20 protein-coding genes are annotated in these 20,658 nt (G+C 69.4%); 11 read left to right on the forward strand and 9 right to left on the reverse strand.

The genetic code is table 11. The features are described 5' to 3' along the window. The first annotated feature begins 154 nt into the window (after positions 1-154). The 7 genes from V6M57_RS10295 to ureG are packed head-to-tail and all read left to right on the forward strand — an operon-like array spanning position 155 to position 5,283. Complete coding sequence (locus V6M57_RS10295) at positions 155-1,051, forward strand: urease accessory protein UreD (RefSeq protein ID WP_332814898.1); 897 nt, start codon at positions 155-157, stop codon at positions 1,049-1,051. A 13-nt stretch (positions 1,052-1,064) separates the two neighbouring features. After that, the gene (locus V6M57_RS10300) at positions 1,065-1,367 is read left to right on the forward strand and encodes an urease subunit gamma (RefSeq protein ID WP_332814899.1); all 303 of its coding nucleotides are present in this window, start codon (positions 1,065-1,067) and stop codon (positions 1,365-1,367) included. A gap of 10 nt (positions 1,368-1,377) precedes the next feature. After that, the gene (locus V6M57_RS10305) at positions 1,378-1,686 is read left to right on the forward strand and encodes an urease subunit beta (protein WP_332814900.1); all 309 of its coding nucleotides are present in this window, start codon (positions 1,378-1,380) and stop codon (positions 1,684-1,686) included. A 22-nt stretch (positions 1,687-1,708) separates the two neighbouring features. Beyond that, a complete protein-coding gene (ureC, locus tag V6M57_RS10310; protein WP_332814901.1) occupies positions 1,709-3,421 on the forward strand; it encodes an urease subunit alpha in 1,713 nt (570 codons plus the stop codon). After that, the gene (locus tag V6M57_RS10315) at positions 3,421-3,936 is read left to right on the forward strand and encodes an urease accessory protein UreE (protein ID WP_332814902.1); all 516 of its coding nucleotides are present in this window, start codon (positions 3,421-3,423) and stop codon (positions 3,934-3,936) included. Before ureC ends, V6M57_RS10315 begins: the two co-directional genes overlap by 1 nt. Continuing rightward, positions 3,926-4,645 carry an urease accessory protein UreF gene (locus V6M57_RS10320; RefSeq protein WP_332814903.1) on the forward strand — a complete coding sequence of 240 codons (720 nt, stop codon included), beginning with the start codon at positions 3,926-3,928 and terminating at the stop codon, positions 4,643-4,645. Before V6M57_RS10315 ends, V6M57_RS10320 begins: the two co-directional genes overlap by 11 nt. Next, positions 4,642-5,283 carry an urease accessory protein UreG gene (ureG, locus tag V6M57_RS10325; protein ID WP_332814904.1) on the forward strand — a complete coding sequence of 214 codons (642 nt, stop codon included), beginning with the start codon at positions 4,642-4,644 and terminating at the stop codon, positions 5,281-5,283. The genes V6M57_RS10320 and ureG overlap by 4 nt, the downstream gene beginning before the upstream one ends. Before the next feature lie 33 nt (positions 5,284-5,316). Here ureG and V6M57_RS10330 read toward each other — a convergent pair whose 3' ends face one another. The 7 genes from V6M57_RS10330 to V6M57_RS10360 all read right to left on the reverse strand — a co-directional run bounded on the left by V6M57_RS10330 (position 5,317) and on the right by V6M57_RS10360 (position 14,204). After that, complete coding sequence (locus V6M57_RS10330) at positions 5,317-6,513, reverse strand: M20 aminoacylase family protein (protein ID WP_332814905.1); 1,197 nt, start codon at positions 6,511-6,513, stop codon at positions 5,317-5,319. Positions 6,514-6,550: 37 nt separating this feature from the next. Then, entirely contained in the window at positions 6,551-8,218 is a 1,668-nt protein-coding gene (locus V6M57_RS10335; RefSeq protein WP_332814906.1) for an ABC transporter ATP-binding protein, read from the reverse strand. 2 nt (positions 8,219-8,220) lie between these two features. Continuing rightward, complete coding sequence (locus V6M57_RS10340; RefSeq protein ID WP_332814907.1) at positions 8,221-9,153, reverse strand: ABC transporter permease; 933 nt, start codon at positions 9,151-9,153, stop codon at positions 8,221-8,223. Between the two features lie 38 nt (positions 9,154-9,191). Then, positions 9,192-10,133 (reverse strand): ABC transporter permease, encoded by a 942-nt coding sequence (locus V6M57_RS10345; RefSeq protein ID WP_332814908.1) that lies wholly within the window; start codon positions 10,131-10,133, stop codon positions 9,192-9,194. Between the two features lie 104 nt (positions 10,134-10,237). Then, positions 10,238-11,818, reverse strand: a complete 1,581-nt coding sequence (locus V6M57_RS10350) for an ABC transporter substrate-binding protein (protein ID WP_332814909.1) — start codon at positions 11,816-11,818, stop codon at positions 10,238-10,240. A 69-nt stretch (positions 11,819-11,887) separates the two neighbouring features. Next, on the reverse strand, positions 11,888-12,382 hold the full coding sequence (locus V6M57_RS10355; RefSeq protein ID WP_332814910.1) for a MarR family winged helix-turn-helix transcriptional regulator: 495 nt from the start codon (positions 12,380-12,382) through the stop codon (positions 11,888-11,890). A 109-nt stretch (positions 12,383-12,491) separates the two neighbouring features. Beyond that, on the reverse strand, positions 12,492-14,204 hold the full coding sequence (locus V6M57_RS10360) for a long-chain fatty acid--CoA ligase (RefSeq protein ID WP_332814911.1): 1,713 nt from the start codon (positions 14,202-14,204) through the stop codon (positions 12,492-12,494). A gap of 224 nt (positions 14,205-14,428) precedes the next feature. On the opposite strand from V6M57_RS10360, the gene V6M57_RS10365 reads away from it, so the two are divergent. Further along, positions 14,429-15,379 carry a glycerophosphodiester phosphodiesterase gene (locus V6M57_RS10365; protein WP_332814912.1) on the forward strand — a complete coding sequence of 317 codons (951 nt, stop codon included), beginning with the start codon at positions 14,429-14,431 and terminating at the stop codon, positions 15,377-15,379. Positions 15,380-15,620: 241 nt separating this feature from the next. Here V6M57_RS10365 and V6M57_RS10370 read toward each other — a convergent pair whose 3' ends face one another. Together V6M57_RS10370 and V6M57_RS10375 are read right to left on the reverse strand one after the other, a co-directional pair. Then, positions 15,621-16,040 carry an acyl-CoA thioesterase gene (locus V6M57_RS10370; RefSeq protein ID WP_332814913.1) on the reverse strand — a complete coding sequence of 140 codons (420 nt, stop codon included), beginning with the start codon at positions 16,038-16,040 and terminating at the stop codon, positions 15,621-15,623. A 180-nt stretch (positions 16,041-16,220) separates the two neighbouring features. Further along, positions 16,221-17,003: an SDR family oxidoreductase gene (locus V6M57_RS10375; RefSeq protein WP_332814914.1), complete on the reverse strand. Its 783-nt coding sequence runs from the start codon at positions 17,001-17,003 to the stop codon at positions 16,221-16,223. A gap of 127 nt (positions 17,004-17,130) precedes the next feature. Between V6M57_RS10375 and V6M57_RS10380 the strand changes: the two genes are divergently transcribed. The 3 genes from V6M57_RS10380 to V6M57_RS10390 all read left to right on the forward strand — a co-directional run bounded on the left by V6M57_RS10380 (position 17,131) and on the right by V6M57_RS10390 (position 20,644). After that, positions 17,131-18,816, forward strand: a complete 1,686-nt coding sequence (locus V6M57_RS10380) for an electron transfer flavoprotein-ubiquinone oxidoreductase (RefSeq protein WP_332814915.1) — start codon at positions 17,131-17,133, stop codon at positions 18,814-18,816. A 203-nt stretch (positions 18,817-19,019) separates the two neighbouring features. Next, on the forward strand, positions 19,020-19,946 hold the full coding sequence (locus V6M57_RS10385) for a TRAP transporter substrate-binding protein (RefSeq protein WP_442968810.1): 927 nt from the start codon (positions 19,020-19,022) through the stop codon (positions 19,944-19,946). Between the two features lie 203 nt (positions 19,947-20,149). Then, positions 20,150-20,644, forward strand: coding sequence for a TRAP transporter small permease (locus V6M57_RS10390; RefSeq protein WP_332814917.1), 495 nt, complete (start codon positions 20,150-20,152; stop codon positions 20,642-20,644). The last annotated feature ends 14 nt before the right edge of the window (positions 20,645-20,658 follow it).

Genomic DNA, 20,658 nt, shown 5'->3' on the forward strand with positions numbered 1-20,658 from the left:
GCAGGAGGGGCCTGCAACAAGACGATTCGGAGCCCGCCGGCGAAATGGATGGCTTCCCCCACCACGGCCGGCGCGGCAGCCGCATACATCCGATTGCAATGAATGCAGTCGCGCCACGCCCCGCGTCTGCGTCGAAGCCCAGAATCGCGCGGTCATGCCTTCGTCAGACCTGCCAGGGTTCGCCAGCCAGGTGAATGCGTTCCTGTCGCCCGGCCCCTCCCCGGCGCAGCAGCGGCACCTGCTGCAACGATCCCGGGGGCGGGTCCGGATCGGCCTGGGATCGGACGAGTCCCGGGCCACGCGCCTGGCCAGCCTGTTCCAGGAAGGCTGCCTGAAGGTGCGGCTGCCACGCCCCGCGCGCCAAGGCGAAGTCGACGCCGTGCTGATCAACACCGCGGGCGGGCTCACCGGCGGCGACGTGCTGTCGGTGGAGATCGACCTCGACGAGGGCGCGCAAGCCACCGTCACGACCCCGGCCTGCGAACGCGTCTACCGGTCGATCGGCGGCGACGCCTGCGTCCACCACGGCCTGCGGGTCGGGCGCCGCGCGCGGCTCGACTGGATCCCGCAGGAAACCATCCTGTACGACCGGTCGCGCCTGCGGCGCCGGTTCGATGTGCGGCTGGCCGACGACGCGGAAGTCACGCTGGCCGAAGCCCTGCTGTTCGGCCGCACGGCGGCCGGCGAATCGGTCCGCAGCGGCCTGCTGCGCGACACCTGGACCGTGCAGCGCGATGGGCGGCTGCTGTTCGCCGATGCCACGCGGGTGTCGGACCCCTTCGGTGACGCGATCGCCTGTCCGACGGCCCTGGCTGGCTGTGTCGCGATCGCCAGCATCGTCCACGTCGGCAGCGAACTGGAAGCCAGGCGAGATGCACTGCGCGACACGATGGCCCGGTTCGACGCGACCGCGGCAGGGGCCAGCGTGGCCGACGGCGTCCTGGTCGTCCGGATGGTGGCGCCCGACAGCCGTGCGCTCAGGGCCACCCTGGCGGCGGCGCTGGCCTGCCTGCGCGAGCAGCGCCCCCTGCCCCGCAACTGGCTTTGCTGAAGAGACCGCGACCATGCAGCTGACACCGCGCGAAAAGGACAAGCTGTTGATTGCGTTGGCCGCCGTGGTGGCGCGCCGGCGGCTCGAGCGGGGCGTGAAGCTCAACTATCCGGAAGCCGTGGCCCTCATCACCGATTTCCTGGTGGAGGGTGCCCGCGACGGCCAGTCCGCCGCCGAACTGATGGAAGCCGGCGCGCACGTGGTGACGCGCGAGCAGGTGATGCCGGGCGTACCCGAGATGGTGGGCAACGTCCAGGTCGAAGCGACCTTTCCCGACGGCGTCAAGCTCGTCACCGTCCACCAGCCGATCCGGTGAGGGGGGCGCCATGATCCCCGGCGAGATCCTTGCACTGGAGGCCGACATCGAGCTCAACGCGGGCTGCGACACGGTCACGCTGACGGTCACCAACAAGGGCGACCGGCCGGTGCAGGTCGGCTCGCACTACCACTTCGCGGAGGCGAACGCGGCGCTCGACTTCGACCGCGCCCGGGCGCGCGGCTGCAGGCTCGACATTCCCGCGGGTTCCGCCGTCCGCATCGAGCCGGGGCACTCGCGCGACGTGACGCTGGTGCCGTTCCGGGGGGCGCGGCGCGTCTTCGGCTTCGCCGGCCAGGTGATGGGGCCGCTCGCCTGAGGAACACCCCGGGAGGACACGCATGCCTTTCCGCATCTCGCACCGGGCCTATGCCGACATGTACGGGCCGACCACCGGCGATCGCGTGCGGCTGGCGGACACCGACCTGCTGGTCGAGGTGGAGCGCGACTTCACCGTCTACGGCGAGGAAGTGCAGTTCGGCGGCGGCAAGGTGACCCGCGACGGCATGGGGCAGTCGCAGGCCACCCGGGCGGAAGGCGCGGTCGACACTGTCATCACCAATGCGCTCATCATCGACCACTGGGGCATCGTCAAGGCCGACATCGGCATCCGGGACGGGCGCATCTGCGGCATCGGCAGGGCCGGCAACCCGGATGTGCAGCCGGACGTGGACATCGTCATCGGCGCCGGCACGGAAGCGATCGCCGGTGAAGGCAAGATCGTCACGGCCGGCGCCGTCGATACCCACATCCACTTCATCAGCCCGCAGCAGATCGAGGAAGCCCTGGCCGCCGGCACCACCGCCATGGTGGGCGGCGGCACCGGCCCGGCGACCGGCTCGGTCGCGACCAACTGCACGCCGGGGCCCTGGCACATCGCGCGCATGCTGCAGGCGCTCGACGGCTTTCCCATGAACTTCGCGGTGGCCGGCAAGGGCAGCTCGTCGCGGCGGGACGCCCTGATCGAGCAGATCGAGGCCGGCGCCTGCTGCCTCAAGGTGCACGAGGACTGGGGCGCGACGCCCGCCGCGCTGGACTGCTGCCTGTCGGTGGCCGACGACTACGACATCCAGGTGATGCTGCACAGCGATTCGCTCAACGAATCCGGGTTCGTCGAGTCCACCATCCGCGCCATGAAGGGCCGCACCCTCCATGCCTTCCACACCGAAGGAGCCGGGGGCGGCCATGCGCCGGACATCATCAAGCTGGCCGGGCTACCGTACGTGCTGCCGGCGTCCACCAACCCCACCATGCCGTACACGGTCAACACGATCGACGAGCACCTGGACATGGTGATGACCGCCCACCACCTGGACCCGAGGATCCCCGAGGACCTGGCCTTTGCCGAGAGCCGCATCCGCAAGGAGACCATCGCCGCCGAGGACATCCTGCACGACATCGGCGCGCTGTCGATCATGTCGTCCGACAGCCAGGCCATGGGGCGCGTCGGCGAGGTGGCCCTGCGCACATTCCAGACGGCGCACAAGATGCGCCTGCAGCGGGGCCGGCTGCCCGAGGAGACCGGCGACAACGACAACTTCCGGGTCAAGCGCTACATCGCCAAGCTCGCCATCAACCCGGCCATCGCGCACGGCCTGTCCACCCACCTGGGCTCGGTCGAAGTGGGCAAGTTCGCCGACCTGGTGCTGTGGTCGCCGGCCTTCTTCGCGGTCAAGCCGGAGCTCGTCCTCAAGATGGGCGTCATCAGCATGGCGCTGATGGGGGACCCGAACGCGTCGATCTCCACCCCGCAGCCGGTGCACTACCGGCCGATGTTCGGCGCCTTCGGCCGGGCCAAGGCGCACACGGGCGTGACCTTCCTCAGCGCGGCGGCGCACGCGGCCGGCGTGGGCGGCAAGCTCGGCCTGGCCAGGGCCACCCTCCCGGTGAGCAATACGCGTGCAGGCATCGGCAAGGCGTCCATGGTGCACAACGCCGCCACCCCGGACATCGAGGTGGACCCCGAAACCTACGAGGTGCGCGCGGATGGCGAGCTGCTGACCTGCGAGCCCGCCTCCGTGCTGCCGATGGCGCAACGGTACTTCCTCTTCTGATGCTCACCTGCAACGAAATCCGGCCGGCAGGAACCTGGGACGAGTCGACCGCCGCCGACACGGTGGTCCTGGACTTCGACGCGCGCCACCGCCGCCGGCACGCGATGAACGGGCAGGCCGGGCTGGCCTGGCTGCTCGACCTGCCGCAGCCCGCCGTGCTGCGGTCAGGTGACGGACTGGTCCTGAGCGACGGCCGCATCGTGCGGGTGGACGCGGCCCCCGAGCGGCTCATGGAGATCTCGGCGCCGGACGCCGGCGCGCTGGTCCGCATTGCCTGGCACCTCGGCAACCGCCATCTGCCGACCCAGCTCGTGCGCGACCGGCTGCGCATCCGCCACGACCACGTGATGGAGGCGATGGTCAACGCACTGGGCGGCACCGTCGTGGCCATCGAGGCTCCATTCGACCCCGAGGGCGGGGCGTTCGCGCAGGCCGGTCCGCATGGCCGGGCGCACGGCCACGCGCCTGCGCCTTCGGGCGCGCACGGGCACGACCACCATGAACATGCGGGCTGAACCCGGGGTCCTGGCGCCCGGGATGATGCTGGCGCCGGCCGAGCTGGCGAAGCTGCAGGCGTGGTTCTCGCCCGCGTTCCCGATCGGCAGCTTCAGCTACAGCCATGGGCTCGAATGGGCCGTGGAGACGCGGCAGGTGCACGATGCACCTTCGCTGGCCGGGTGGGTACGGGGAGTGCTGCGACACGGCGCCGGCCGATCCGACGCGATCCTGCTGGGCGCCGCATGGCGAGCGGTCTGCGCCGAGGACTGGGCGGAAGCGGCGGGCCTCCACGCACTGGCGGCCGCCCTGCAGCCGACGGCCGAACGCCGGCTGGAGAGCCTCGGCCAGGGCACGGCCTTCCTCGCCGCCGTCGCGGCGGGCTGGCCGAACCCGGCCATCGAGGCCTTCGCCGCTCACTGCCCCGGCGAAACGGCCTGGCCCCTGGCCGTGGGCGCGGCCACCGCGGCGCACCGGCTGCCGCTGGAGGCCGTGCTGCCGGTCTTCCTCCACGCATTCGCCGCCAACCTGGTGTCCGCCGGTGTCCGGCTGGTCCCGCTCGGCCAGACCGACGGCCTGCGGGTGATGGCGGGGCTCGAACCCACCTTCATTGCCCTGGCACGCGAAGCCTGCGCCGCCGGCCTCGACGAGCTGGGCTCGGCGAGCTTCCTGGCGGACATTGCGTCCATGCGCCACGAAACCCAGTACACGAGGCTCTTTCGATCATGAGTTCACCTTTCGGCCCCCTGCGCGTGGGCATCGGCGGCCCCGTCGGCTCCGGCAAGACGGCCCTGATGGAAACGCTGTGCAAGCGCATGCGCGACCGCTACGACCTGGCAGCGATCACCAACGACATCTACACGCAGGAGGATGCGCAGATCCTGACGCGTGTCGGCGCCCTGCCGCCGGAGCGCATCATGGGCGTGGAAACGGGTGGCTGCCCGCACACGGCGATCCGCGAGGACGCCTCCATGAACCTGGCCGCCGTGGCGCAGATGCGCTCGCGCTTTCCGTCACTCGATCTCATCCTGATCGAATCGGGCGGCGACAACCTGGCGGCGACCTTCAGCCCGGAACTGGCGGACATCACCCTCTACGTGATCGACGTCTCGGCGGGCGAGAAGATCCCGCGCAAGGGCGGCCCGGGCATCACCCGGTCGGACCTGCTGGTGATCAACAAGACCGACCTCGCGCCGCACGTGGGCGCCAGCCTGGAGGTGATGGACCGCGACGCGCGCAGGATGCGCGGCGACCGGCCGTTCGTGTTCACCAACCTGAAGACCGGCGCCGGGGCCGAAGTGATCGTCGATTTCCTGGAGAACAGGGGCGGCCTGGGGCAACCGGGCTTGCAGGCGTCCAGCGCCTGAGGATCCAGGGGCTCCGGGGCGCCTTGCGCCCGCTCAGGCGCGGCCGGCAGGCTCGACCAGGAAGCGTTCGGCCAGCAGCGCCCAGTAGGCGGCGCCGACCGGCAGGTTGCGGTCGTTGAAGTCGTAGCCGGGGTTGTGCACCTGGCAGCCGCCGGCACCATCGCCATTGCCGATGACCAGGTAGCAGCCGGGCACCCGCTCCAGCATGAAGGAGAAGTCCTCGCTGGCCGTGAGCGCCGGGCCTTCGCCGACGACCCGCTCCGGCCCGACCAGTTCCAGCGCCACTTCGCGGGCGAACTGCGTTTGCGCGGGCGTGTTGACCAGCACCGCGTAGCCGCGCCGGTAGTCGATATCGGCGCGCACGCCGAAACTTTCCGCCTGGGTGGCCACCAGCGCCTTGATGCGCTGCTCCAGCAGCACGCGCACCTCGGGCTTGAGCGTCCGCACGGACATCTCCAGCACGGCGCTGTCGGGGATGACGTTGTTGGCGCGCCCGGCGTGCAGCGCGCCCACCGTGACGATCGCCATCTCGAGCGGCGGCACGTTGCGCGACACGATGGTCTGCAGCGCCATCACGATGCTGGACGCCGCCACGATCGGGTCGGCCGCATGCTGGGGCTCGGCCCCGTGTCCGCCGGCCCCGTGCAGCGTGATGGTCACGTAGTCGGAGGAAGCCATCATCGGCCCCTCGCGGAACACCAGGTGGCCCTGCGGCGTTCCGGGGCCGTTGTGCATGGCAAAGACCGCATCGCACGGGTAGTGCTCGAACAGCCCCTCTTCGATCATCCGCAGGGCACCGCCGCCGCCCTCCTCGGCCGGCTGGAAGATCAGGTTCAGGGTGCCGTCGAACCGGCCCTCCTCCGCCAGGTAGCGCGCCGCCGCCAGCAGCATGGCGGTGTGCCCGTCATGGCCGCAGGCATGCATGATCCCGGGCCGGCCGCTGGCATAGGGCAGGCCGGGTCGCTCCTGGATCGGCAGGGCGTCCATGTCGGCGCGCAGGCCCAGTCGCCGGGCTCCGTCGCCACGGCGCAGCTGGCCGACCACGCCGGTGCCGCCCAGGCCGCGGCGGACTTCATAGCCCCACTGCGCCAGCTTGTCGGCGATGAGTTCGCTGGTCTGGAATTCCTCGAAGCCCAGCTCGGGGTGGTGGTGGATCCGGTGCCGGATGGCCACGAAGTCGTCGGCGTGCCGTTCGAAGTAGCCGAGCGCGGCTGGTGGGTTCTGCGTCATTCGAAGCGAGGTCTGGAATGGAGGAGCGGCTGGGTGGTCATGCCGGGGCCGGCATTCCCGCGCCCATGGCGTGTCGGCTGCCGCCGAAGTCGAAGCCGCGTCCGGGCGCGGCCGCCAGCAGCGCGCGGGTGTAGGGGTGCTGCGGCGCATCGAACACGGCCTGCGCCGTGCCCTCTTCGACGATGCGGCCGCGCTGCATCACGATCACCCGGTCGCAGACCTGGCTGGCCACCCGCAGGTCGTGGGTGATGAACAGGATGCCTATGCCCAGGCGCTGCTGGATCTCGCGCAGCAGGTCCAGGATCTGGGCCTGCACCGACACGTCCAGCGCGGAGACCGCTTCGTCGGCAATCAGCACCTGCGGATCGCAGGCGAGCGCCCGCGCGATCGAGATGCGCTGCCGCTGGCCGCCGGAGAACTCGCTCGGGTAGCGGCGCAGCGCCCGCGGCGTCAGGCGCACCAGCGCCATCAGTTCCTCGGCGCGGGCCCAGGCCTGCGCGCGTGGCACGCCGAAATTGAGCGGTCCCTCGATGATCGATTCGCCGACGGTGCGGCGCGGGTTGAGCGAGCGGTAGGGATCCTGGAACACCACCTGCACCTGGCGGCGGAACGGAGACAGCCGCTTGCCCCGGGCCTGCGCCACCGAATGGCCGGCGGCCAGGATGTCGCCGCCCGTGGGGTCGATCAGCCGCGCGATGCAACGCGCGACCGTGGATTTGCCGGAACCGGACTCGCCGACGATGCCGACGGTCTCGCCCGGGTGCACGGCCAGCGAGACATCCCGTGCGGCCTCGACCATCCGTCGCGGCCCGGGCCACTGGCCGGTGACGTAGGTCTTGCTGATCGCCCGCGCTTCCAGCAGCGCGTTGACTCGCGCCACCGGCTGACGCGCGTGCGGGCGCAGCCCGGGCACCGCGTCCAGCAGCATGCGGGTGTAGGGCTGGCGCGGCTGCTGCAGCACCTGCTCCCTGGTACCGCGCTCGACCAGGTCGCCCAGCTGCAGCACCACCACCTCGTCGGCGATGTCGGCGACCACGCCGAAGTCGTGGGTGATGAACAGCACCGCGGTGCCGTTGCGTTGCTGCATCTCCTGGACCAGCTTGAGGATCCCGGCTTGCGTGGTGACGTCCAGTGCGGTGGTCGGCTCGTCGCAGATCAGCAGCGCGGGCTTCAGGATCAGCGCGATGGCGATCACGATGCGCTGCCGCTGTCCGCCCGATAGCTGGTGCGGGTAGGACGCGTAGATGCGTTCCGGGTCCGGCAGGTGCACCCGCTCGAACACCTCCAGCACGCGGCGGCGGCGCTCGGCGGCTGCCAGGCGGGTGTGCTGGCGAAGCATCTCGTCGACCTGCTCGCCGCAGCGCTGCACCGGGTTGAGCGCCGTCATCGGCTCCTGGAACACCATGCCCATGGCGGCGCCGCGCAGCTGGCGCAGCCGCTGCGGCGTGGCCTGCAGCAGGTCCTCGCCCTGCAGCTCCACACGCCCGGCGACCGGCCGCAGCCCCGGCGCCAGCAATCCCATCACGGTCTGCGCGATCACCGACTTGCCGGATCCGGATTCGCCGATCAGGCAGACGGTGCGGCCCGGGTGCACGTCGAAGCTGACGCCGCGCACCGCGAGCGCGCGGTCGCCGCCGGCGGGCAGCTGCACGCCGAGGTCGCGCACGGACAGGACCGGCGTGGCTTGCGCAGCGGTCGGCTCCATCCTCAGCCCCCCCGTTTGTTGAACTTGGGATCGAGCGTGTCGCGCAGGCCGTCGCCCAGGATGTTCACCGCCAGCACCGTCAGCGCCAGGAAGGCGCCCGGCACCAGCACGTTGTGCGGATACTGGGTGAACTGCATGCGACCCTCGGCCATGATGTTGCCCCAGGTGGGGATGTCCGCCGGCATGCCGACGCCCAGAAAGGACAGGATCGCCTCCACCAGGATGGCCGCCGCGCAGACGTAGGTGCCCTGCACGATCAGCGGCGCGATGGCGTTGGGCAGAATGTGGCGCAGCAGGATCCGCAAGGTCGGCGTGTCCAGCGCGATCGCCGCTTCCACGTACGGCTCCTCGCGCACCGTCAGCACCACCGATCGCAGCAGGCGGGCCACGCGCGGGATCTCCGGGATGGCGATGGCCACGATGATGGTCCAGAGGCTGCCGCCCCAGGCCGCCACCAGCGTGATGGCGAACAGGATGCCGGGAATGGCCATCATCCCGTCCATCAGGCGCATGAGCACGCCGTCGAGGCGGCGGAAGTAGCCAGCCGCCAGGCCGACCAGGATGCCGCCGGCCACGGACAGGGCGGCGACCGTGATACCCACCGTCATCGACACCCGCGCGCCATAGAGCACGCGGCTCCAGATGTCGCGCCCCAGGCTGTCGCTGCCCATGACGAACAGGTGCTGGAAGGTGTCGCCGGCCAGGCTGGTGAATTCGCCCGACGTGCCGGGCAGCAGGTTGCCGCTGGCCGGGTCGATGGCGGTCGGATCGATGGTGCCCAGCCAGGGCGCGGCCATCGCCGCCAGCACCAGCAGCAGCAACGTGCCGCCGCCCAGGCGCGCGGCGCCGTTGGCCAGCACGCGGCGCACCAGCGGCACGGGACTGCGGCCGCCCGAAGGCTCGAGGGCCGCGTCGGCCACGGATTCGGCGGCCATTGCAGGTTGAACTTCAGTGCGCATCGGTGGAGCCGGTTTCAGTAGCGGATGCGGGGATCCAGCAGCAGGTAGCTCAGGTCCACCAGCAGGTTGACCAGCACGTAGACGAAGGAGAAGAACAGGGTGATGGCCTGGATCAGCGGGTAGTCGCGCGACAGCACGGCATCCACCGTGAGCTGGCCCAGGCCGGGAATGGCGAACACGGTTTCAGTCACCACCACGCCGCCGATCAGCAGGGCGATGCCGATGCCGATCACCGTGACCACCGGCACCGCCGCATTGGCCAGCGCGTGGCGCACCAGCACCCGCGCCTCGCTCACGCCCTTGGCGCGTGCGGTGCGGACGTAGTCTTCCGTCAGGGCTTCGGCGACGGCCGCGCGGGTGACGCGGGCGATCAGCGCCACGAAGATGATGGACAGGGCGATGGACGGCAGCAGCAGGTGGCGCAGCCAGGGCAGCAGCCCCTCGCCCAGCCGCGCATAGCCCTGCACCGGCAGCCAGCCCAGCTTGAGCGACACCGCCCAGATCAGCACGTAGGCGATGACGAAGGAGGGAATGGAGAACCCCAGCACGGAAAAGCCCATGAGCGAGCGGTCCAGCCAGCCGCCGTGGCGCCAGGCCGCGATCACGCCCAGCGGCACGGCGATCAGCACCGTCATCGCCAGCGTCAAGGCGGCCAGCGACAGCGTCGGCTCTATGCGCTGGGCGATCAGGCCGGCGACGCTCTGCTTGAGGAAATAGGACTCGCCCAGGTCGCCGCCCAGCAGGCGGGCGGACCACTGGAAGAACTGGATGGGGATCGACTGTTCCAGCCCGAGCCGGGCCCGCACGCTCTTGATCGCATCGCTGGACGCGTAGTCGCCCAGGATGGCGGCGGCCGGGTCCCCCGGCGCCAGCCGCAGCATGAGGAAGACGATCAGCGCGACGATCACGAGGACCGGCACCGTGGCGGCGATGCGCCGCAGGACGAAGGCAAGCATCAGGGCGTCCGGGACAGGAAGACAGGACCGCGCAAGGCGCGCTGCCGCAGCCCTTGCTCCTGGAAAGGCGGCGGCGCCCCGCAGGAGCGCCGTCGGCCAATGGCTCACTTCTTCTTGATGTTCCAGAACACGTTCACCGGAGCCAATAGCACGCCCTCGACCGCGCCGCGCCGGATCACCGACAGGTTGTTGGTCTCGCCCAATGGCGCGAACAGGCCGGTTTCCATGGCGCGGGCCTGGATCTCGCCGGCCAGCCGCTTGCGGGCGGCCGGGTCGGTGGCGGAGACGAAGGCGCCCTTGAGCTCTTCCAGCTTCGGGTCGTTGTTCCAGCCGAACCAGCCCTTCTCGCCATTGCCGGTCAGCGGCGCGAAGAACAGCGGGTTGAGCGTATCGCTGCCACCCCAGCCGGTGATGAAGGCGTTCCAGCCGCCCTTGTCGGCCGGCTCCTTCTTGGTGCGGCGCATCAGCAGCGTGGGCCAGTCCATGGACTGCATGTCGACGGTGAAGCCAGCCTGCTTGAGCAGCTGCGCCATGATGGGTGGCAGCTTGTTCAGCAGGTTGAAGTCGGCCGGGTGCATCAGCACGATGGGGGTGCCGTCATAGCCGGCTTCCTTCAGCAGCTTCTTCGCCTCTTCGAACTGTGGCTTGCCGGTGAACAGCGGGTGGGTCTCGGTGGCCAGCGGCGAGCCGCAGGGATAGATCGAGGTGCAGGTGCGATAGAGGTCGCGGAACACCATCTGCCCGCGCAGCAGCGCCTCCTGGTTGACCGCCAGCAGCGCCGCCCGCGCGATCTTCGGGTTGTCGAACGGCGGGACGTGGTGGTTCAGGTGCAGGTAGTACGAGCCGGCGAAGGTGGGCTTGACGGTTTCCAGCTTCGGGTTGGTGCGCAGGGAGGCGTAGTGCTCCGGCGGCATCCACGAAAGCATGTCGACTTCGCCATTGACGATGGCGTTCGACTGGGTCTGCGCATCCTTCAGGATGATCCACTCGACCTTGTCGACGTAGACCCGCTTGCCGCCGGCGGTGCCCGAGGGCGATTCGGTCCGCGGCACGTAGGCCTTGTTCTTCAGGTAGACCACCTTCTCCCCGGGCCGGAATTCGCTCTTCGCAAACACGTAGGGGCCCGAGCCGGTGTAGTCGTCGATCTGCTTGTCGGCCGGCGTGTCCGCCACCCGCTTGGGCATGACGAAGGCCGGGCTGCCCGAGGGCTTGGCCAGCGCTTCGAGCACCAGGCCGAAGGGCTGCCTGAAGGTCATGCGGAAGCCCGTTCCGCCGACCGCCTCGATCTTGTCCAGGGCGGCAAACATGCGCTGGCCCAGGCTGTCGCGCTTGCCCCAGCGGGTCAGCGAGGCGATCACGTCGGCGGCGGTCACCGGCTGGCCATCATGGAAGGCCAGACCCTTGCGCAGCGTGAAGGTCCACACCTTGGCATCGGCCGAGGCGGTGTACTTGTCCACCATCTGCGGCTGCGGCTTGCCGCCCACGTCCACCCCGAACAGCGTGTCGTAGATCATGTAGCCGTGGTCGCGCGTGACGAACGCGGTGGTCCAGATCGGGTCCAGGATCTTCAGGTCGGTCTGCGGCACCATGCGCAGCACCTTGGCATCGACTTGTGCCGAAGCGCCGACGGCGGCGAAGGCCAGCACCGCGGCGGCGGCCGCGCGGAGGAAGGGACGTCGGTACATGGGAGCCACCTTTCTTTGGGAGGTTCGGAAGACGTGCGGCATGCACGGGTGGGGAATACGGCTGCGGCTTCAGGTCACCGGTTGGTCACGGACGACGGCCATGAGCTCCTGCAGCGACGCGCTCATTTCCTCGCCGGTGGCGACCAGCTTGTCCAGGCAGCGCTTGAGCACCACGAGTTCTTCGGCAGTCAGGTTGCTCAACAGGGTCTTCTCCATGTAGCGGCCGATGGGGTCCGCCTTGAGCACGACGGCCTCGCCGGCCTCGGTCAGCTCCAGGCTGATGTGCCGGGCGTCACTGGTTCCGACGGAACGCGTCACCCAGCCGCGGCCCACCATCGCCGAGACGGCCTTGGAGGCCAGCGTCTTCTCCAGCGACGCGTGTTCGATCAGGCGGCCCAGCGTCAGGCCGGGCTCGGCCGCGATGAAGCGCATCAGCCGCAGCTCGCGCAGCGAAGCGCCGCATTCCTGCTCGTAGACGAGCGAGGCCGCGGCTTTGGCCTTCTCGTTGGCCAGATCCAGGGTCAGGGTCAGGTAGTCGAACTTGACGTCCAGCGGTTCGCGCATGAGGGGGAGGCGGAGTTGATTGCCAAGACCAATAGTTGAATATTTCAACAATTAGTCTGGGCCCGGCTGCTGCCGGCGTCACTAGAGACAATCCCTGAGGCTGGCGCGCTCAGGCCGCAGGCTCGGCCTCCTGCAGCGTGCGCCACATGACCTTGCCGGAGCCGCTCTTGGGCAAGGCGTCGGCGAACTGCACGATGCGCGGCACCTTGTACACGGCCATGTTCTCGCGGCACCAGTCGATGACCTGCTGCTCGCTGACCTGCCCCTTGTGCGAAGCGCGCAGCACCACGACGGCCTTGACCGTCTCGCCGCGGTAGGCGTCGCGGGCCGCGATCACGCAGGCTTCCTGGATGGCGGGGTGGCGGAACATCAGCGCCTCCACCTCGGCCGGCCAGACCTTGAAGCCGCTGGCGTTGATCATGCGCTTGAGGCGGTCGGTGATGAAGAAATAGCCGTCCTCGTCCATGCGGCCGAGGTCGCCGGAGCGGAAGAAGCGCTGGCCGTCCAGCTCGAAGAAGGCCGCCTCGGTGGCCTCGGGCCGCTTCCAGTAGCCGTCGAACACCATCGGGCCGCGGATCACGATCTCGCCCTGCTCGCCGGTGGGCACTTCGCGCAGCGTCTCGGGATCGACCACGCGCGCGTCGCAGCTCATGAAGGGAATGCCCAGGCATTGCTGCTTGGGCGCGTCGGGCGGGTTGCTGTGCGAGGGCGCGGCGGTTTCGGTCAGGCCATAGCCCTCGACGTAGCGCAGCCCGAACTGCTCGAAGAGGCGTTGCGCGACCGCCTGCGGCATCGCCGCGCCGCCGCCGCCGATGTGGGCCAGGCTGGACAGGTCGAACTGGTCGAAGTTCGGGCTGCCCAGCAGGTCGATGACCATGGTGGGAATGTTGGTCCAGGTGCTCACCTTCCAGCTGGAGATCAGGCGGCCGGCCAGCTCGCGGTCCCAGCGCGGCATGACCACCAGCGTGGCCCCCGTGTAGATCGCCGAGTGCATCACGCTGACCATGCCGGTGATGTGGAACATGGGCACGACCAGCAGGCTGACGGTGTCGGCGGTGGCGTTGCCCCACACGGCGCTGGCCACGGCGTTGTGCATCAGGCTGCGGTGCGGGTGCATGCAGCCCTTGGGCAGGCCGGTGGTGCCGCTGGTGTAGGGCAGCACGGCCAGGTCGTCCAGGCCGGCCTGCAGCTGCGGCAGGGGCAGCTCGTTGGCCAGCGCTTCGTCCCAGCCGAGCACGCTGCCCCCGGCCAGCGACGGCAAGGGGTGGCGCGCGAGCAGCCAGTCGTGCCAGGCCGCGGGCGGTGCGCAGGCGCCGGTGGCGGCGGCATCGAAGGCGTCGGTGTACTGCGTGACGATCAGGTGCGACAGGCGCTGCTGCGGCGCCAGCTGGTCGCTGGCCTTCGCGATCTCGGCCGCGACGTCGCCGGTGGCGATGGCCACCCTGGCGTCCGGGTCCATGATGTAGTGCTTGAGCTCCTCGGCCCGGTTCATGGGGTTGACCGGCACCACCACCGCGTTGGCGCGCAGGATGGCGAAATGCGCGATCACCAGCTGCGGGCAGTTCTGCATGTCCAGCAGCACCCGGTCGCCCTTGCGCACGCCCAGGGCGTGCAGCCGCGCCGCCAGGCGCTCGGCCAGGCGCACCAGCTCGGGGTAGCTGAAGACGCGGTCGAAGAAGGCCAGGGCCGGCTTGGCCGGGTAGCGCCGCGCGCTGATCGCGAGGTTGTCCCAGAGCGAGGTCTGCGGCGGCGTCAGCGCGTGCGGCAGGCGCGCCGGCCAGAAGCGATGGTGGGGGCGGGAAGGGGGCACGGAAGCGGACATGCATCCCAGCCTAGCGAGCGCGGCCCGCGGGCGGCATCGGGGAAGCACGGAGCCGGTCGCTTGGGTGACCGGCATTCCCCGGAGCCGATCGCCTGGCGCAACCGGCGTTCCTGCGCTCGCGCGGAGGGCGCGGTAGAAACCCTCTCCTGCCTATGATGGCGCGCGCTCATCCTGCCCGGCCGTCCATGCATCGACCTGCTCTCCCTGCACTACTGTCCACGGCCTTGCTCCGGCTGCTGCTCGCGGCAGCGCTGGCAGCCTCGTGCTCCGCCGTCCACGCCTTCGACCTGCAGGGGCATCGCGGCGCCCGCGGGCTGCTGCCGGAGAACACGCTGGCGGCCTTCGAGCACGCGCTGCGCATCGGCGTGACGACGCTGGAGATGGACGCCGCCGTCACGGCCGACGGCGTGGTGGTGCTCTCGCACGATCCGGTGCTCAATCCGGACCTGGTGCGCGGGCCCGACGGCCGGTGGATCGGCGAGCCCTGGGTGATCGGCCGGCTCACCCATGCGCAGCTGCAGGCGTTCGACGTCGGCCGGCTGCGTCCCGGCAGCGCCTATGCGCGGACGTTCGCGGACCAGCAGCCGCTGGATGGGGCGCGCATGCCGACCCTGGCATCGGTGTTCGAGCTCGTGAAGCGGCTGGGCGCCGACCACGTGCAATTCGACATCGAGGCCAAGATGGACCTGCGCAACCCGCAGAACACGCTCGCGCCCGAGCCCTTCGTGCGGGTGCTGCTGCAGGTGATCCGCGCGGCCGGCATGGAAGACCGGGTGATGGTCCAGAGCTTCGACTGGCGCACGCTGCAGGTCGTGCGTGCGGCGGCGCCGCGCATCCGCACCGTCTACCTGAGCACGCAATCGCCGCGCTTTTCCAACCTGGATTCGCCGGTCTGGACCGCCGGCTTCACGCTGGCCGAGCATGGCAGCGTGCCGGCCATGGTCAAGGCCGCCGGCGGCCACGCCTGGTCGCCCAACTTCCAGGCGCTGACGCCCGATGCGGTGCGGCAGGCGCAGTCTCTCGGCCTGAAGGTGGTGCCCTGGACGGTGAACGCCGAAGCCGACATCGCCCGCGTGCTGGACCTGGGCGTGGACGGCATCATTTCCGACTACCCCGATCGCGTGCGCGCCGAGATGCAGCGGCGCGGCATGCCGCTGCCACCGGCGGTGGAGTAGGCGAAGGGGGTAGGCGAAGGCGATGCAGCAGGCCGAGCGGTGGTGCAGGCGAAGGCGGTGGAGCAGGCACCGACCCGTTGCATCTCATGCCGGCGAACGCCGGCATCCATCCCCGTGCGTCGAACCCGCGAGCGCGATTTTCGACCCGCGTGAGATGGATGGCGGGTCAAGCCCGCCATGACACCTTCTTGGGTCGAGCCCGCCACGACATCCCTCAGTTCAGGCCCGCCGTGACACCCGCTCATCCCAGGTGCTTGCGGAACCACTCCGGAATCGGCACCGACTTCTGCGCCGGGAAGTCCACCCACACCGTGGTCGCGCCGCCTGACGAATAGACCACGCCGCGGTCGTCCACGCGCTCGATGGTGGCCCAGGTCTCGAACGAGCTGCGGCCCGGGCTGCTGACGTACATGGTCAGGTGGATGTCGCCCGGGTACTCCAGCTGCTTGTGGAAATTGCAGAAGGCATTGACGATCAGCGGCCCCGTGCCACGCGGATCGGGCACGCAGTCGATCGTGCGGAACCAGTCGATGCGCAACACCTCCAGGTAGCGGAAGTACAGCGTGTTGTTGACATGGCCCATGGCGTCCATGTCGCCCCAGCGAATGGGCAGGGTCATTTCGTGGACGAGCTTCTTGTCCCGGGGCAGTTCGAGTTTCATTGGTGCGCCTTGATCGTGGTCGGTATGCCCGGCGTGAACAGCACGCCTGGCAGCAAGCCGGGACGCGCCCGGCCACGGCCCGCCCCGTGCGGAAGAATAGAGCAGTGCCGGCAGAGTCTCGCTGACCGGCCGGCTGTCCGCGGGTCGGCGGGGACGCCGGCGAGCGTGAGCCGCCGCCGATCAGATGCCGAAGCCGTCGTCGGCCGCGATCACCGCTCCGTTGATGAAATGGCTCTCGCTGCTGGCCAGCAGCACCAGCAGCGCGTCCAGGTCCTCCGGGCTGCCGACGCGCTTGCGCGGCAGCATGTTCACCAGCTTCTGGCCCTGCTCGGTGGACCAGTGGTGGTGGTTGATCTCGGTGTCGATGTAGCCGGGGCAGATGGCGTTGACGTTGATCTCGAAGCGGCCCCACTCCAGCGCCATCGCCTTGGTCATCTGCACCACCGCCGCCTTGCTCATGGCATAGATGCCGATCTGCGGCAGCGGCCGCAGGCCGGCCATGGACGCGATGTTGATGATCCGCCCGCCGGTGAAGGTGCCCGGCGCAGCGCCCCGGGCGCGGGCCAGCATGCGCTTGCCGACCTCCTGCGCCATGAAGAAGGCGCCCCGGGTGTTGGTGTCGAAGACCCAGTCGTAGTCCTCTTCCGTCACGTCCTGGATGCGCTGCGTGGTGCTGACGCCCGAGTTGTTGACCAGGATGTCGATGGAGCCGACCTCGGTTTCGGCATGCGCGACGGCCGCCCGGATGCTGTCCAGGTCGGTCACGTCCAGCGGCACCACGTGGGCGTCGCCGCCCTCGCCCTCGATCTGCGCGCGCAGCTCCTTGAGTTTTTCCACGCGGCGCGCGGCCAGCACCACGGCGGCGCCGGCGCCGGCCAGCGTGCGCGCGAACTGCGCGCCCAGGCCGCTGGAGGCTCCCGTCACCAGGGCGACACGGCCGGAAAGATCGATGCTGTAGCTCACTGGAGTCTCCTGCCTGAAAGCGGGCACTGCCAACTGCGGCGGCACGGAACGCGCAGGGGCGCCGCATAGAATGCCCTGTTCGCCCGGGCGCGCACGCGCGAGGTGCGGACGATTATCGAGCACTGTCATGACCCAAGAAGAAATCCTGGCCCAATACGGTCCGCGCGAAGCGATGGACTACGACGTGGTCGTCGTCGGCGCGGGGCCGGCCGGCCTGGCCACGGCCATCCGGCTCAAGCAACTGGCGGCGGAACACGGCCGCGAAGTGTCCGTGGTGGTGCTGGAAAAGGGCTCCGAGCCCGGCGCGCACATCCTCTCGGGCGCCATCGTCGATCCGCGCGCGCTCAGCGAGCTCATCCCGGACTGGCAGGCGATGGGCGCGCCGCTGAACCAGCCGGTGACCGAGGACATCTTCCTGTTCCTCAACGAGACCGGCGCGACCCGCACGCCCAACTTCCTGCTGCCGAAGAACTTCGGCAACCACGGCAACTACATCGTCAGCCTGGCCAACCTGGTGCGCTGGCTGGCGCAGCAGGCCGAGGCACTGGGCGTGGAGATCTTCCCGGGCTTCCCCGCCGCCGAAGTGCTCTACAACGAGGACGGCTCGGTCAAGGGCGTGGCCACCGCCAACATGGGCGTCGGCAAGGATGGCGAGCCCACGGAGAACTTCCAGCTCGGCATGGAGCTGCACGCCCGGTACACCGTGTTCGCGGAGGGCTGCCGCGGCCACCTGGGCAAGCAGCTGATCGAGCGCTTCAGGCTCGACGAGGGGCGCGACCCGCAGAGCTACAGCATCGGCATCAAGGAAGTCTGGGAGATCGATCCCTCGCGCCACACGCCGGGGCTGGCGCTGCACAGCGCCGGCTGGCCGCTGGACGAGATGACCTACGGCGGCTCCTTCATGTACCACATGGAGGACAAGCTGGTGTCCATCGGCTTCGTGGTCGGCCTGGACTACCGCAACCCGTACCTGTCGCCCTACGAGGAGTTCCAGCGCTTCAAGACGCACCCCAACATCCGCTGGTACTTCGAAGGGCCCGGGGGCGCCAGGCGACTGGGCTATGGCGCGCGCGCGCTGACCGTGGGCGGCCTGCTGTCGCTGCCCAAGACGGTGTTCCCGGGCGGCGCGCTGGTAGGCGACGACGCGGGCTTCCTCAACTCCTCGCGCATCAAGGGCAGCCATGCGGCCATCAAGACCGGCATGCTGGCCGCCGAAGCGGCGTTCGCCGCCATCGGCCAGGACCGCCGGCACGACGAACTCACCGCGTATCCCGAGGCATTCGAGCAGTCGTGGCTGTACGCCGAGTTGAACCGGTCGCGCAATTTCAAGCAGTGGTTCAAGAAGGGCCGCACGGTTGCCACGCTGATGACGGGCGTCGAGCAGTTCCTGCTGCGCGGCCACATCCCCTGGACCCTGCACCGCGAGAAGCCGGACCACGCGTACCTGAAGCCGGCCGCCGAGTGCAAGCCGATCGCCTATCCCAAGCCCGACGGCAAGCTGACCTTCGACCGGCTCTCCTCGGTGTTCATCTCCAACACCAACCACGAGGAGAACCAGCCGGCGCACCTGACCCTGAAGGATGCGTCGGTGGCGGTCGACGTGAACCTGCGCCAGTTCGCCGGGCCGGAGCAGCGCTACTGCCCGGCCGGCGTGTACGAGTTCGTCAAGGACGAAGGCACCGGCGCCGAGCGGCTGCAGATCAACGCCCAGAACTGCGTGCACTGCAAGACCTGCGACATCAAGGACCCGACGCAGAACATCGTGTGGGTGGCACCCGAAGGCGGCGGCGGGCCGAACTACACGAACATGTAGCATGTCGTTCCGCGCGAACGGTCAGCCCTGCGGGCTGATGTGGCCAGCTTTCGCCCGTCTGACAACCGGACGTTCTACGTGGAACTCCTGTTGCGCGGCCCTCGCGCCCCGGGCATCCTCGCGGGTTTCTACCGGCAATTGACCGAAGGAGACCTTTCGTGAAATTCAGCAAACTGTTCCTGGCGCTGGCGGCGGGGCTGGCCATGGGCGGGTCGGCGCTCGCGCAGACCACCATGAAGATCAGCATCTCGACCTCGCAGAATTCCCACCAGGGCATCGCGATCGACACCTTCGCCAAGGAAGTCGAGAAGCGCACCGACGGCCGCTACAAGGTCCAGACCTTCTACAACGGCGCGCTCGGCGGCGAGCGCGAGTCGATCGAGGCGGTGCAGCTTGGCACGCAGGAGCTGGCCTTCTCCTCCACCGGCCCGGTCCCCAACTTCGTGCCCGAGACCAAGATCCTGGACGTGCCCTTCCTGTTCCGCGACAAGGCGCACGCCCGCGCGGTGCTGGACGGCCCGATCGGCCAGGAGATGCTGGGCAAGTTCGACAGCAAGGGCTTCAAGGCCCTGGCCTGGGCGGAGAACGGCTTCCGCCACATGACCAACAGCAAGCGCGACGTGAAGTCGCCCGACGACCTGAAGGGCCTGAAGATGCGCACCATGGAGAACCCGGTGCACATCACGGCCTACAAGGCGTTCGGCATCATCACCACGCCGATGGCCTTCCCGGAAGTGTTCACCGCGCTGCAGCAGGGCACGGTCGATGGCCAGGAGAACCCGCTGTCGGTGATCATCTCGGCCAAGTTCGACCAGGTGCAGAAGCACCTGTCGCTGACCGGCCACGTCTATTCGCCGGCGATCTTCCTGATGAACAAGGGCGCCTTCGACAAGCTGTCGGCCGCCGACAAGCAGGCCTTCATCGAAGCCGCCAAGGCCGGCACCAAGGCCAACCGGGCCCGCGTGGACGAGGACGACGCCAAGGGCGTGGCCGACCTGCGCGCCAAGGGCATGACGGTGATCGACAACCTGGACAAGGCGGCGTTCGTCAAGGCGCTGGCCCCGGTGAATGCCGACTTCGAGAAGCAGTTCGGCAAGGCCAACATCGAGAAGATCCGCAACTTCAAGTGACCTGCGAGCACGCCGCACAGCGGCGTGCATACGCAGGTCATCCCGGCGAAAGCCGGGATCCAGGACCCGCGAAAGCGGGGATCCAGACGCAACGCGCCTGCGCCGCCGCTGAAGGCGAAGGCCTGGATGCCCGCCTCCGCGGGGATGACGGAAAAAAGGCCCGCACCCGCGGGCCTTTTCGTGACCGAGATGAAGAGGGGCCCGTGAAAGACACCTTCCTGCGCATCGAGCGCTTCACCAGCGGACTGGCCATGGCAGGCGCCTGCGCCATGCTGGTGGTGGCCAGTGCCCTGGGCATGTACCAGATCATCACCCGCTTCGTGCTGGAGCAGCCGGCCGAGTGGAGCGAGATCCTGATCCGGCTGTCGCTGATCTGGATGGTGTTCCTGGGCATCCCGCTGGCCTTCCGCCAGGGCGCGATGATCAGCGTCGACGTGCTCTACCGCTGGAGCCCGCCCCGGCTGCGCCGCCTGCTGGACTGGGCGGTGGCCCTCGCCTCGCTGCTGCTGATCGCCATCATCCTGTGGTGGGGCTGGGACTACGCCGTGCGCGGCCAGGTGCAGACCATGGCCGGCCTGGAGTCGGTCTCGATGTTCTGGGGCTACCTCGCGATGCCGGTGGGCGCCCTCTTCTGCATCGTCGGGATCATCGGCAACCTGCTCGACCCGCAGCGCCACGAGCTGGAGACTGCGCAATGAGCGCCGCCGGACCG

It is taken from the genome of Ramlibacter sp. (assembly GCF_036676645.1).
Lineage (GTDB): Bacteria > Pseudomonadota > Gammaproteobacteria > Burkholderiales > Burkholderiaceae_C > Ramlibacter.

Bases quoted from the DNA above. Each gene is read 5' to 3' on its own strand.
- V6M57_RS10335 (WP_332814906.1), bottom strand. From the start codon at position 8,218: ATGGAGCCGACCGCTGCGCAAGCCACGCCGGTCCTGTCCGTGCGCGAC.
- V6M57_RS10295 (WP_332814898.1), top strand. From the start codon at position 155: ATGCCTTCGTCAGACCTGCCAGGGTTCGCCAGCCAGGTGAATGCGTTC.
- V6M57_RS10305 (WP_332814900.1), top strand. From the start codon at position 1,378: ATGATCCCCGGCGAGATCCTTGCACTGGAGGCCGACATCGAGCTCAAC.
- V6M57_RS10350 (WP_332814909.1), bottom strand. From the start codon at position 11,818: ATGTACCGACGTCCCTTCCTCCGCGCGGCCGCCGCCGCGGTGCTGGCC.
- V6M57_RS10360 (WP_332814911.1), bottom strand. From the start codon at position 14,204: ATGTCCGCTTCCGTGCCCCCTTCCCGCCCCCACCATCGCTTCTGGCCG.
- V6M57_RS10320 (WP_332814903.1), top strand. From the start codon at position 3,926: ATGCGGGCTGAACCCGGGGTCCTGGCGCCCGGGATGATGCTGGCGCCG.
- V6M57_RS10355 (WP_332814910.1), bottom strand. From the start codon at position 12,382: ATGCGCGAACCGCTGGACGTCAAGTTCGACTACCTGACCCTGACCCTG.
- V6M57_RS10385 (WP_442968810.1), top strand. From the start codon at position 19,020: ATGGGCGGGTCGGCGCTCGCGCAGACCACCATGAAGATCAGCATCTCG.
- V6M57_RS10345 (WP_332814908.1), bottom strand. From the start codon at position 10,133: ATGCTTGCCTTCGTCCTGCGGCGCATCGCCGCCACGGTGCCGGTCCTC.
- ureC (WP_332814901.1), top strand. From the start codon at position 1,709: ATGCCTTTCCGCATCTCGCACCGGGCCTATGCCGACATGTACGGGCCG.
- V6M57_RS10370 (WP_332814913.1), bottom strand. From the start codon at position 16,040: ATGAAACTCGAACTGCCCCGGGACAAGAAGCTCGTCCACGAAATGACC.
- ureG (WP_332814904.1), top strand. From the start codon at position 4,642: ATGAGTTCACCTTTCGGCCCCCTGCGCGTGGGCATCGGCGGCCCCGTC.
- V6M57_RS10300 (WP_332814899.1), top strand. From the start codon at position 1,065: ATGCAGCTGACACCGCGCGAAAAGGACAAGCTGTTGATTGCGTTGGCC.
- V6M57_RS10330 (WP_332814905.1), bottom strand. From the start codon at position 6,513: ATGACGCAGAACCCACCAGCCGCGCTCGGCTACTTCGAACGGCACGCC.
- V6M57_RS10315 (WP_332814902.1), top strand. From the start codon at position 3,421: ATGCTCACCTGCAACGAAATCCGGCCGGCAGGAACCTGGGACGAGTCG.
- V6M57_RS10340 (WP_332814907.1), bottom strand. From the start codon at position 9,153: ATGGCCGCCGAATCCGTGGCCGACGCGGCCCTCGAGCCTTCGGGCGGC.
- V6M57_RS10380 (WP_332814915.1), top strand. From the start codon at position 17,131: ATGACCCAAGAAGAAATCCTGGCCCAATACGGTCCGCGCGAAGCGATG.